Genomic DNA, 12,266 nt, shown 5'->3' on the forward strand with positions numbered 1-12,266 from the left:
AAGAGGTATTTTATGTTACGAAACAGAACAGAAAGGGAAAAGGTATCAGAATGTAATTATTTACGAGTTGGAGAGGGGTCTTATTCATGGAAAAAGTATTTATCAGTCCAAGCCGGTACGTTCAAGGAAAAGATGTACTTCAGAAAGCTGGGGAGTACGTCAAAAAAATCGGGGATAATGCTCTTGTCCTTGCGGATGAATTTGTATGGGACTTGGCAGGTAATACAGTGCTTGAGAATCTGGAGCAGAGCGGTATCCAAACGAAAAGAATCGTATTCGGCGGAGAAGCATCAACAGAGGAAATCAAGCGTATTGCTGCTGATGGTAAGGAAAGTAATGTTGTCATCGGTATCGGAGGCGGAAAAACACTTGATACTGCCAAAGCAGTAGCCGACGAGCTGCACGTTGGTGTGGTGATCCTGCCAACAACAGCATCAACTGATGCGCCGACGAGCGGATTGAGTGTTATCTACTCTGAAGAAGGAACTTTTGAAAGCTACAAGTTTTACGACAAGAACCCGGACCTTGTCCTTGTCGATACAAAAATTATCGCTCAGGCACCACCTCGATTCCTAGCTTCCGGAATTGCTGATGCAATGGCTACTTGGGTGGAAGCACGTGCTTCTATTGAAGGACGCGGCACAAACATGGCTGGCGGACTGGCTACTATTGCTGGACAAGCGATTGCAGAAAAAGCAGAAGAAGTTCTCTTCGAGTATGGATTGCTTGCTTATGAGGCTAACAAACGACAAATCGTTACACCGGCATTGGAAGCGGTTGTCGAAGCAAATACACTGCTGAGCGGACTGGGATTCGAAAGCGGCGGGCTTGGAGCGGCACATGCTATCCATAATGGCTTCACCGCACTGCATGGTGAAATCCATAGCCTTACCCATGGCGAAAAGGTAGCATTTGGTACGCTAACACAGCTTGCGCTGGAGGATCGTACACTTGATGAAATCAACACGTACATTGATTTCTATCTTGCTCTTGGCCTCCCGGTCACACTAGAAGACATCAAACTCAAAGATGTTTCAGATGAAGACTTGCTGAAGGTGGCAGAACTTGCGGTGCAGGAAGGTGAATCAATCCATAACCTGCCTGGTACAATCACAGCAGATCAAGTCGTGGATGCGATTAAAGCTGCCGATCAATATGCAAAAGCATACAAAGAATTAGTTGGCTACGAAAACTAAATAACAAAGATAAAAAGCTGGAACAGGAAAAAATGTTCCAGCTTTTTTCTTTTGCCCATTGACGTGTATTTCCGTACTAGTGTACTATGTAATTAATACAGTAATACATCAGGAGGGTTTAATTCATGAAAGCTTGGCTAGCATTAGTAAAGAAGGAATTCCGTATCGGATTGCCGATTATGCTTTTAGCGGTAGTACTATTCCTTGTCGGCTTGGTTATAGTCACCGCGACTACCTATAAATTTGGGTATGCATGGGATGCTGTCGGTATTATCGGTTTAGCCTGGGGTGGCGGACACTTCTTCTTCATGGCTATTTACATGCTTTACAGTCTCGGGGTGGAGAGGAAGAGATTGCATCTTTGGCTTCATAATCCGATGCATGCTTCAGGGCTTCTCGCAGCGAAGTTGGTGACAGGTACGGTTTATATGATAATCTCTTTGCTTATCGTAAGTATTGCGGCGTATGTGGGCGGTTTGAACTTTGTACCATTTTCAGATGGCACGTGGTTCAAGGTCGGTATGATTGCATTCGTACATGTCGTTTCGTTATCCATTGATTTCTCTATTTATGTGATTCTTGCATATATTGTTTTTCTCTTATTAGTAAGATACATGCCAACATTTCTGAGTGGAGCAGTAGTGTTTATTGGTTGGTGGCTTTTCGCTTATTTATATTTTGGTCTTTTTAGTCAATCAAAATTCTATGCTGCCATTACAGAATGGGGAAAGATAGACTTAGGTTTTATCGCTAATTCATTACAATTCGATATTAGTACAAAGGAAGCATTGATCAATATGCAAGGTGAACAACTTACGGTCTATGCTGGTTATTACATTATTGAACTGATTATCATTCTAATCATCTATTTCATCGCATCCTGGTTATTAGACAAAAAAGTAGAGGTGTAGAGCATGACTGATACATTTCAATCATCCCAGCCGATTTATCTGCAGCTGGCAGATCGGCTGAATAGACAAATTGTCAGCGGCGAACTGAAGCCTGGCGACAAACTGCCTTCCGTTCGGGAAACGGCAGTCTCATCGAAAGTAAATCCGAATACGGTACAGCGGACGTACCGCGAACTGGAGGCATCGGGAATCGTGGAATCACGCAGAGGACAAGGAACATTCGTAACGGAAAATGAGGATATTCTCCTTTCTATACGTGAGAAGCTGAAACAAGAACAAATACAGAACTTCATTCAAGTTATGCATGATATGGGTTATCAAAATGAAGAAATCAAAGAAGGGCTTCAGACTTATTTAGAAGGAGGAGCACGTCATGATTGAATTTAAAAATGTGTCAAAACGATATATGACAAAAACGGCATTGCGAGATGTAGATCTAAAGCTTGATAAGGGCAAAATCATTGGTCTAGTCGGCTTGAACGGTGCGGGTAAATCAACGACGATGAAGCTTATCGCCGGGCTGATTAATCCATCTAAAGGATCTGTAGAATTAGATGGGGAGAAAGTAACGCGCCGGATAGCATCGAAAGTCAGTTATCTATCCGAGTTGGATGAGTATTACTCCTTCTATACTGTCCAGCAGACAATTGATTTCTTTGCTACGCAATTTCCTGACTTCAATAAAGAGAAGGCAGAAGAAATACGTGCTTACATGAATTTGGATGCCAATACAAAAGTGAAGCATCTGTCCAAAGGAAATCGCGGCAGGCTTAAAATTATCCTTACACTTTCCAGGGAAGTGCCTGTTCTGTTAATGGATGAGCCGCTTTCCGGCTTGGATCCACTTGTGCGAGACTCCATTGTCAAAGGTCTCATCACATTTGTAGACACGGAAAAACAGCTTGTTCTCCTGTCCACGCATCAAATCATGGAAGTAGAAATGATACTTGATGAAGTGATTGCTATCAAAGACGGTGAGCTAGTGGATCACCGGAATGTAGAAGAACTGCGCTATGACGAGCAGAAGGGCATATTGGAATGGATGAGCTCGATTTATGAGTAAGGAAGCACTACAACTCTTATTACAAGCAAAGGAGCGGAAAAGTATGCAAAAACAGCCAGCAGTTGAAATCAAGCAGGTTACCAAAGTGATACGCGGACGAAAAATCATTGATCGCGTCAATTTTTCCATCTATCCCGGTGAGGTATTCGGCTTTCTAGGGCCGAACGGCGCCGGTAAAACAACAACAATCCGAATGATTGTCGGGCTGATGGGCATCACAGATGGAGATATTCTTATCAAAGGAAATAGTATCAAGACATCACATGGAGCTGCCATGAAACATATCGGTGCTATCGTTGAGAACCCGGAGATGTATAAGTATCTTTCCGGATATCTGAATCTTGTGCATTTTGCGAGAATGAGTGATGGCGTAGACAAGAATAGGATTGATGAAGTTATCGAGCTAGTCGGCTTGAAGAATCGGATCAACGACAAAGTGAAAACATATTCCCTTGGAATGAGACAGCGTCTCGGAATCGCACAAGCGCTGCTGCATCGGCCGGATGTCCTTATCCTGGATGAACCAACAAATGGATTAGATCCAGCTGGTATTAGAGAGATGCGTCATTATATCCGCAACCTTGCAGAAAAAGAAGGACTTGCCGTTATCGTATCCAGCCACTTGCTGAGCGAGATGGAATTGATGTGTGACCGAATCGGTGTTCTTCAACAAGGTAAGATGCTTGGCGTACAGCAAGTCCATGAGATGTCGAGTGAACAGACACAAATGGTTAGCTTCCAGGTTGAACCATTGGAACAAGCGGCAATTGTACTCCGCGATATGGGCAGTAAGAAACCAGAGATTAAGGATAAACAAATCATCATGGAGCTGACACGTGACGAAATACCGGCAGCAGCTGCCAAATTAGCCAAGGAAGCAATCAGCATCTATGGAATCCAGGCAGAAACGAAAACATTAGAAGATACATTCTTGGAATTGACTGGAGGGAAGGAAATTGTCTAAATTCATTGGTTTGGTACGTAATGAACATATGAAAACATTCCGTCGTCTGTCGACGTGGATTATGTTTGGGATTGCAGCGGCCTTACTAATTACAATCGCTGCATTTACAGCGTATTACGCTGAAGACAGCAGTGGAGACTGGCGGGCAAATACAGAACAGCAAATGCAAGATTTACAGAAGCAAGTTGAAAATGGTGATGTGGAAGCCGCAGCTGTCCAACAGGACTTGACTACAATGCAATATCAGTTGGATCAGGATATTGCACCAGTTCAAAGTGATTCACTAGCTGCTTATATGGAAAGCGTCATGTACTATTGTGCGCCGTTTCTAATCCTGTTCATCGCTATCATTGCAGGGGGCCTTGTTTCTACTGAATTCGGCACAGGGACAATCAAGCTATTACTTACTAAAACGCCTTCTCGTTTCAGTGTATTAACTTCCAAGTATGTAAGTATGTTCATCACGACAGTTATCTTCTTCGTATTCTTTATTGGATTTTCCTTTGTTGTCGGCGGTATCTTCTTCGGCTTCAATGGATTTGACGCGAAAAGTGTGATTTTTGACAATGGAGAAACTGTAAGCAATAACTTATTAGCTTCAACTATGAGAGATTACGGACTGAACTTTGTCCAAACATTAATCTATGCGACAATTGCTTTTGCTTTATCTACCATTTTCCGTAACACAGCCCTAGCAATTGGATTTTCCATCTTTATTTCAATGTTCTTCCCGACCATCAGTTTCATACTTTCCAGATATGATTGGTCGAAATATATCTTATTCAATAACGTAGATCTTACAGTATATAATCCAGGTAATGTTCCGGCTGTGGATGGCATGACACTGGGATTCTCCGTTGCAGTAATGGCAATTTATTTTGTCATTATCATGGTTATCACCTGGTTCAGCTTTATGAAAAGGGACGTTACAGCCTAAGCAATTCGTTTGCTTTATGTTTAAAATAACGGTAAAAAGGAATTAGTAATACTGTATGCAGCTTTTTCAAACTAACAAACGAAATAGGAGTGAATTAACATGAGTGACGTATTATTCACATCTCACGCGAAAGCAACTGGCGGTCGTGAAGGCCATGTAAAATCTGATGACGGTTTGATTGATCTTAATCTTGTCCAACCAGGCAGTAAAAAGGATGCTGAAGGTTCCAACCCAGAGCAATTGTTCGCAGCAGGATATTCTGCTTGCTTCGATGGAGCATTCAACCATGTAGCAAGAGCTGAGCGCAAGCGTGTTGAAACAGAAACTTCTGTTGATGTCAGCCTATTGAAAGATGGCGATGGCTTTAAACTAGGCGTTGCTATCTCTGTAGATGTAAAAGGCGTTTCACAGGAAGAAGCGGAAGATCTTTTGGAAAAAACACATCAGTTCTGCCCTTACTCCAAAGCGACTCGCGGCAACATCGATGTAGATTTGAAAGTGAACGTTGTAGAATAATAATCAAAAAACCACTTCCTGATATAGGAAGTGGTTTTTCTATGCTCATTTTTTTCGTTGGAATAAAAACTTTGCCAGCAATGTCTGACAGATGACAAACAAACCGCCGACTGCCCAATATAGCGGCAGTACAGCTGGTGAGCTGAAGGAAATAAAGCCAATCATGAGCGGCGAGATAATGCCAATCATACGAGCTTGCTGCCTTCTAGCTGGGTCCACCCCAATTTGGGACACGCGATATTGCAGCCAATAGACTAGCATTGCAATAACCATGAGCGCCATATCTGGTGTTCCAAGGTTAAACCAGAGGAAATCATGTGTCGCAATTTCAGGCGTATTTCGGATAGCTGAGTAGAAGCCGATTAAGAAAGGCATCTGAATCAAAAGCGGCAGACAGCCCATCGCGGAAAATGGATTCATTCCGTGTTTTCGATACAGTTCCATCATTTCCTGCTGTTGCTTTTGTTTAGACTCAACATCAGTTTTGTTTTTATATTTTGCCTGTAAAGCATCAAGCTCTGGTTTAAATAGCTTCATTTTCTCCTGCGTCTCATAGCTCTTCTTAAGCTGCATCAGCATGAAAGGCATCAATATGAGACGTACTGCTAACGTAATTAAGATAACGCTGATTCCATAATCATCATTAAAGTTGGCAGCAATCCATTTGATCAAGTAAGAAAATGGACTGATAAAATAGTGATTAAAAAATCCTTCACTGGATGCGCTCCCGCTGCTGCTTTGGCATCCTGCAAGCAAGACTATCAGAGTAATAGAGCTTAAAATAATACCGTACTTTTTAAAGAATGTGGATACAGATGTGCGTTGCAATTTGTTTTTCCTCCTTGTTGTATCGATTGATTATCTGGATACAAACAAGAAGCTGCTTCGCCATCATCATCCGGACCGTCCTTCCGCATGGTAGTGCGAGCGAGCCAATGAACGATCGGCTTGCTGTAACAAACAGTAGTAGGAGTATGCGATTGCCAGCTGTCTAATGTACAGACATGCTGCCATTGCATCGCATCACCAGCACGAAAACGACTCGTAACTTTCGTTGTTGTTCTATGTGCCAGGATAAATGTCATCGTCAGACCAATATAAAAGACCAACGAAGTGAAATCATCGGCAAACATATTCCAAAAAGCATACAGCATCTGTATACACCTCCTTTCGTTCCTTCTATTTTCCTATAGAATTAGAAACTTGTCAAAGCTGCGCAGGGATTTTCGTTTAGTATGGAGAAATGGCTAGGAGAAGCGTTTTCTCTGCTAACAGCGGTTTATTTGGACAGTTTTATGACGGAGGGGGACGAACATGATAAACTGGTTAACAAGACTACAAGCTGCAGAGGTGAAACCGATGTTCAAGATACGCGAAGCAAAGGTCTCGGATTATGACCAAGTCGCTGTTCTGTACAAGGAACTATACAATACGCATTACACATATCAGCCGGAGCATTTTGCCAAGAAGGCCGAACCGCTTGACCAGCACGTGTTTGAAAGCAATATATACTTGGATAATAAAAAAGTGTTTTTAGTGGAAAAAACAAAGGAAGTTATGGCGTTTGCCACGATACGTGTAACAAATGAGACAATCTCGCACAATGCGCACATTTTCATCGAAGAATTCTGTGTCCGTTCCGACATGCGCGGTAAAGGAATCGGCGGTCACCTATTCGAAAAAATTAAGCGCCATGGGAAAAAGATAGGTGCATCTGAAATAGAACTGAATGTGTGGAATTTCAATAATCGTGCAGAAGATTTCTATGTTAAGATGGGCATGCAGACACGCTCAAAACGTATGGGAATATCATTGAAATAAGTAGAAAATTGTCGAATTAACTCCTATCCAACCCCTTTTATAAGGGGTTTTTCTATGTCAAGTAAAAAAGTTTAATTTTTGTAAATATTTATGTAGCCAAGCCTATCCGCTCCAATTATAATAATCTGGAATTACATAAATATATTTCCAGGAGGATACATAAGTGACAAAGAAGCTATTGGTTGGAATAATCATGGTTATGCTTTGCCTGCAAGTAGTAGCACCACAGACTGCGTCTGCTGCTATTAAACAAAAAGACCTTGAAGCCTATGCGGCTGAGCTAGGTACAGATGTAGAAGGTTTGAACCGCTATCTGGAGGATTTTGACTGGGAGTCTATAGAGGATTTCAATGCTGACTCTGTGGAAGAATTAAAAGATTATTTGGGTGAGCCTGTAACTAAAGAAAACTTTAATGCCTTTCTTGAAGAAAACAATTATACAAGAGAACAATTTGATCAAAGATTAATAGATAAAGGATATGCAAAGAAAGGTTATACTGCTGACAATATCTTGCTCGTTACAGATTTGTATTATGTGATGGGTGAACCGGCGAATGCTGAAACCTTGCAAATGTTAGCTGATGATCTTGGTATGACAGAAAAAGAATTAGCTGACTTGTTCTCAGAAAATGGATTTGATCTTTATAGCTTTGAGTATATGGATGATCTATATGAATTGATTTATAACGATATTAACGACGTGTCTTTGTATTTCTTATTACAGGAAGTAGACATGAGCAAGAAAGAATTGGAACAATTATTAGCTGACAATGGAGTTACACTAGACGACTTTTCCAGTTATGATGAATTAGCATCATTCATTTATTCGGAAAGTGGTTATGATTTTGAGATGCTTTGGGAAAGTTTAAACAGTGAACCTCCGACTCTAGAAAGTATTGGTATAAGTAAGGAAGAGTTTAGAAAATTTTATGATCACATAAACTCAGTATTCAATAATATATCCGATACGACTCTTGAAAAGCTTTTGGAATTAAGTGAACGTCTATATGCACTAGGTGAATTTGAAACAATTAATGAATTGGATGATAACCAAAGAAAAGAGATTGTCTCTGTATGGTATGATTTCATGGATCTATTCCAGCTCAAAGCTAAATTTTATCTATTTGACGGAAGTACAAAAAAAGAAGTGACAATTGAGGAACTTTCTAAAATAACTGAGATAGATGATCAGATACTATTTGTTGAGTTATATGACGTTAATGGTAATCTGTTAATGAATTTTTCTATAACCGGTAAGGATGTAGATAATTCAATATTTAATATTACCAATGGTATTGAGAAACCAAGGGAAGAAATTGAACCAGCACCAAAACACGAAGCACCGGTAAAAGAAAAAGTTGCAGTTGCACCAACAAAGACTGCAACAGAGACAGTAAAAGAAGAAGGCAAACGTCTTCCGGATACAGCTTCTCCTGTTGGTAATATTCTCGCGTTTGGTACAGTATTGATGGCTGCTGGAGCAGCATTATACGCATGGAATCGACGCAAGAAACATAGTAATTGATAACGGAAGCACCATGAATCATTTGATTCGTGGTGCTTTTTCTATATAAAAATGAAACAATCTGACAAGGTGCTCCGTACATATTATGGAAGTGACAAAATTGTTACAGGGAAAGGGTGAACGAGATGACAGAACCGGCAATGCAGCTGATCGGTCTGAAGAAGCAGATTGGCTCAAAACTGATTGTGAAGGGCTTGGACTTCGACATTCAGCCGGGTGAGGTATTCGGATTCCTTGGACCGAACGGAGCGGGTAAGACAACGACAATCCGGATGATGGTAGGCTTGATCCGTATTTCAGAAGGTGACGTGCGGATACAAGGGAAAAGTATCAAGACGGACTATAAAGAAGCAATACGCCATGTTGGTGCTATTGTCGAGAACCCGGAATTATATGGGTTCATGTCCGGATACAAGAATCTGCTTGTATTTTCAAGGATGATTCCCGGGATCTCAAAGGAACGTATCGACGAAGTGGTGAAGCTGGTAGGATTGGAGAAACGTATTCATCAGAAAGTGAAGCGGTATTCCTTAGGTATGCGGCAGCGGCTAGGTATCGCACAGGCATTATTACATAATCCTTCTATCTTGATATTGGATGAGCCGACTAACGGATTGGACCCATCAGGAATCCGGGAGATCCGTCAGTATATTCGCAGATTGGCAGAACAAGAGAATGTAGCAGTCATTGTCTCCAGTCACTTGCTTTCGGAAATGGAGCTAATGTGTGACCGAATCGGCATCTTGAAAAACGGGGAGCTTATTTCCATCCAGCAAATTCAGAATGCTGAAGAAGACACACCATCTGAAGTCGTGCAAATCAATTGTCCGGCAGCGCATCACGAAAAAGCACAGCGTCTTTTGCAGGAGGAATTTGGGGTTACAGCAATGGCAAGCGGCGAGAAATTAACATTCCCCATAACGCGTGAAGAAATCCCATCCATTATTAAAGCGCTGGCGCTAGCAGATGTTGAGATGTATGGTGTGGCTGTGGAGCGTAAGACACTGGAAGATAAATTCTTACACGTGATTGGAGAGAATGTCATTGAGTAACTTTTTCCAGCTTGTGCGTAACGAGCAAACGAAGCTGTACAGCCAGCTGGCGACCTGGATCATGTTGGGCATCCTCATAGTAGTTGTGCTGGGATTTGCTATTATCATGCGTACAGCTGATAGTTTCATCGGAGAATATGATGATGCTACATGGAAGCAGGAGTTGCAGGAACAAAGTGCAGATATAGCCGAGTATGATCCGACTGCACCAGAAATTATGATCAATAATTACCGGATTGAAAACGATATGAAGCCAGAAGGAACAACGGCTTGGGAGTTTCTTTATCAGGGTAACTTCATGACAAGTGTGCTCAGCTTGCTGACAATAATAGTAGCTGGCGGAATTATAGCGAATGAATATCGTTGGGGTACCATTAAGCTCCTGTTAATTCGACCAGCAACAAGGACGAAGATATTCTTTGCCAAATATGCTAGTGTACTTTTATTTGCTTTAACTGCACTGATTGTATTATTCGTCTTCTCCTGGTTGTTTGGGATGTTGTTCTTTGGTCTTGGCGGGGATGGAACCACTCTGCAAGTGCAGGATGGAGAAGTTGTTGAAATTTCGATATGGACACGCATAGCACAGGATTATGGGTTACAGTTGGTAAAACTGGTTGTATGGGCAACTTTTGCATTTATGATCTCTGCTGCGCTTCGAAATGGGGCCTTGGCAATAGGGACAGCAATCTTCCTTATGTTTGTCGGTAGTTCTGTCACTATGTTTATATCCGACAAACCATTCGCAAAATATGTATTATTTTCTAATTTGGATTTAACCCAATTTACTACAGGGTATAAAATCATTGAGGATTTAACGCTTACATTCTCGGTTGTGACGATTACCGTGTATTATCTAATCTTCCTCATCATAGGTTGGGTATTGTTCACAAAGCGCGATGTAGCGGGTCACTAAAATAAGAGAGGGGAATTTAAATGGTAAAAAGAACGGCAGAAAAAGTATTGGCAATTATTGGAGCGGTTTTGTTTCTTGTCTTTGCAGTTTGGTCAGTTATAGGTCTTGGAGGAGCTGATGAGGCAACAACTAATGAACTCGTAAACCAAGGTTTAACGGCAGAGGATGCATCTATGTTTACTGATCTCGTGACAGGAATGTCTATCTGGTTCATTATTCTTTACGTAATATGTGCAATTCTTGGTTTTGTTTCTCTGGCTATGCTAAAACCTAATAAAAAAGCAACTGGAGCAGGCATCCTTCTTATCATTACAGCAGTGCTTGGTACGATTCTATCTATCTTTACAGGTATCATCGGAGGTATCCTTTACTTGATCGCAGGTATCATGGCAATTGTGCGAAAGCCTGTTGAGCAATATAATGATAGAGGAGAAACGTATTAAGAAGTAACGCAGGAAGGAGGTTTGACATGTTGAAAAGAACAGCAGAGAAGGTACTTGCCATCATTGGTGCAATTGTCTTCCTCATTACTGCGGTCATGACAACAGTTCAGGTTGCTACATACGATCCAGAGGCTGCTCGCGAACAGATTCTGGAAAGTGGAGTTGATCAGACAGTTGATACTGGAATGATTGCCGATATCGCAGGATCCATTGGGATTTTTGTCATTATTGTGAGTGTCATTAGTGCCATCTTAGGCATTGTGGCAGCAGTTAGACTGAAAACGGATCGTAAGCAGACCGGTCTTGGTATCATGCTTATTATCGTGGCATTAGTGGGTTCTATCGGTACTTTCCTATCGGGATTTATCGGCGGTATGGTTTATATTATTGCAGGTGTTATGGTCTTGGCAAGAAGACCATCGGATGAGATCAGATAATAAGAGAGAAAGAGGGAAAAAGATTGATCAAACGTACTGCGGAATTAGTTTTAGGAATAATAGGAGTTGTTTTCAACGCCTTAAGTGCGATTTTAGTTGGTGTATTCATTGGAGCAACCGGTGATTATATAGCAGAAGATATTCGGAATGACCCTGAATTTACAGCAGAAGAAGCCGATATCGTCAGCAGCTTTTTCGGAGGCATCGGCTGGTATTATGTGATAGTCAGTGCTATTGCAGCTATTCTTGGTGTAGTTGCTCTTGTGCTTTTACGTCGTAACAGCGGATCAACAGTATCCGGCGTCATTTTCATCGTAACGGCAGTATTATCAGCACTATTAACTATTTTCGTAGCTACTGTTCCCGCAATTCTTTATCTGGTTGCAGGTATCCTTGCAATAACCCGGAAACCGATTGGTACAAACGATAACAAAATAGAGAGTTATTAAATGAAAAAGGGGCACTGCTAAAAAAGCAGTGCCCCT

At 41.5% G+C, this 12,266-nt stretch carries 16 protein-coding genes; 14 read left to right on the forward strand and 2 right to left on the reverse strand.

Annotation, left to right across the window (positions count from 1 at the left end; translation table 11 throughout):
* Positions 1-86 precede the first annotated feature (86 nt).
* The 7 genes from GZ22_RS01240 (at position 87) to GZ22_RS01270 (ending at position 5,587) form a co-directional block, all read left to right on the forward strand.
* Complete coding sequence (locus GZ22_RS01240; RefSeq protein WP_038557934.1) at positions 87-1,196, forward strand: glycerol dehydrogenase; 1,110 nt, start codon at positions 87-89, stop codon at positions 1,194-1,196.
* A 125-nt stretch (positions 1,197-1,321) separates the two neighbouring features.
* Positions 1,322-2,107, forward strand: a complete 786-nt coding sequence (locus GZ22_RS01245) for a hypothetical protein (protein WP_038557936.1) — start codon at positions 1,322-1,324, stop codon at positions 2,105-2,107.
* 3 nt (positions 2,108-2,110) lie between these two features.
* Positions 2,111-2,488, forward strand: coding sequence for a GntR family transcriptional regulator (locus GZ22_RS01250; protein ID WP_038557939.1), 378 nt, complete (start codon positions 2,111-2,113; stop codon positions 2,486-2,488).
* Complete coding sequence (locus GZ22_RS01255; protein ID WP_038557941.1) at positions 2,481-3,170, forward strand: ABC transporter ATP-binding protein; 690 nt, start codon at positions 2,481-2,483, stop codon at positions 3,168-3,170. Before GZ22_RS01250 ends, GZ22_RS01255 begins: the two co-directional genes overlap by 8 nt.
* A gap of 43 nt (positions 3,171-3,213) precedes the next feature.
* Positions 3,214-4,134 (forward strand): ABC transporter ATP-binding protein, encoded by a 921-nt coding sequence (locus GZ22_RS01260; RefSeq protein WP_038565394.1) that lies wholly within the window; start codon positions 3,214-3,216, stop codon positions 4,132-4,134.
* Positions 4,127-5,071, forward strand: coding sequence for an ABC transporter permease (locus GZ22_RS01265; RefSeq protein WP_038557943.1), 945 nt, complete (start codon positions 4,127-4,129; stop codon positions 5,069-5,071). Before GZ22_RS01260 ends, GZ22_RS01265 begins: the two co-directional genes overlap by 8 nt.
* A 99-nt stretch (positions 5,072-5,170) precedes the next feature.
* A complete protein-coding gene (locus GZ22_RS01270) occupies positions 5,171-5,587 on the forward strand; it encodes an organic hydroperoxide resistance protein (RefSeq protein WP_038557946.1) in 417 nt (138 codons plus the stop codon).
* A 45-nt stretch (positions 5,588-5,632) separates the two neighbouring features.
* Here GZ22_RS01270 and yidC read toward each other — a convergent pair whose 3' ends face one another.
* Positions 5,633-6,415 carry a membrane protein insertase YidC gene (gene yidC / locus GZ22_RS01275; RefSeq protein WP_038557948.1) on the reverse strand — a complete coding sequence of 261 codons (783 nt, stop codon included), beginning with the start codon at positions 6,413-6,415 and terminating at the stop codon, positions 5,633-5,635.
* A complete protein-coding gene (locus GZ22_RS01280; RefSeq protein ID WP_038557951.1) occupies positions 6,364-6,741 on the reverse strand; it encodes a hypothetical protein in 378 nt (125 codons plus the stop codon). The genes yidC and GZ22_RS01280 overlap by 52 nt, the downstream gene beginning before the upstream one ends.
* Positions 6,742-6,901: 160 nt before the next feature.
* Between GZ22_RS01280 and GZ22_RS01285 the strand changes: the two genes are divergently transcribed.
* From GZ22_RS01285 to GZ22_RS01315, 7 genes are all read left to right on the forward strand, one after another.
* Complete coding sequence (locus GZ22_RS01285) at positions 6,902-7,408, forward strand: GNAT family N-acetyltransferase (RefSeq protein WP_038557953.1); 507 nt, start codon at positions 6,902-6,904, stop codon at positions 7,406-7,408.
* A 163-nt stretch (positions 7,409-7,571) separates the two neighbouring features.
* Positions 7,572-8,933: a processed acidic surface protein gene (locus tag GZ22_RS01290; protein ID WP_038557955.1), complete on the forward strand. Its 1,362-nt coding sequence runs from the start codon at positions 7,572-7,574 to the stop codon at positions 8,931-8,933.
* A 125-nt stretch (positions 8,934-9,058) separates the two neighbouring features.
* Positions 9,059-9,985: an ABC transporter ATP-binding protein gene (locus tag GZ22_RS01295; RefSeq protein WP_038557957.1), complete on the forward strand. Its 927-nt coding sequence runs from the start codon at positions 9,059-9,061 to the stop codon at positions 9,983-9,985.
* Positions 9,972-10,901: an ABC transporter permease gene (locus GZ22_RS01300; RefSeq protein WP_245609694.1), complete on the forward strand. Its 930-nt coding sequence runs from the start codon at positions 9,972-9,974 to the stop codon at positions 10,899-10,901. The genes GZ22_RS01295 and GZ22_RS01300 overlap by 14 nt, the downstream gene beginning before the upstream one ends.
* A gap of 20 nt (positions 10,902-10,921) precedes the next feature.
* Complete coding sequence (locus GZ22_RS01305) at positions 10,922-11,344, forward strand: DUF4064 domain-containing protein (RefSeq protein ID WP_038557962.1); 423 nt, start codon at positions 10,922-10,924, stop codon at positions 11,342-11,344.
* A 26-nt stretch (positions 11,345-11,370) separates the two neighbouring features.
* Positions 11,371-11,781 carry a DUF4064 domain-containing protein gene (locus tag GZ22_RS17905; RefSeq protein WP_051747920.1) on the forward strand — a complete coding sequence of 137 codons (411 nt, stop codon included), beginning with the start codon at positions 11,371-11,373 and terminating at the stop codon, positions 11,779-11,781.
* A 23-nt stretch (positions 11,782-11,804) separates the two neighbouring features.
* Positions 11,805-12,230, forward strand: coding sequence for a DUF4064 domain-containing protein (locus GZ22_RS01315; protein WP_051747922.1), 426 nt, complete (start codon positions 11,805-11,807; stop codon positions 12,228-12,230).
* The last annotated feature ends 36 nt before the right edge of the window (positions 12,231-12,266 follow it).

Origin of the sequence: Terribacillus saccharophilus (assembly GCF_000725365.1) — a bacterium.
Taxonomy (GTDB): Bacteria; Bacillota; Bacilli; order Bacillales; family Amphibacillaceae; genus Terribacillus; species Terribacillus saccharophilus.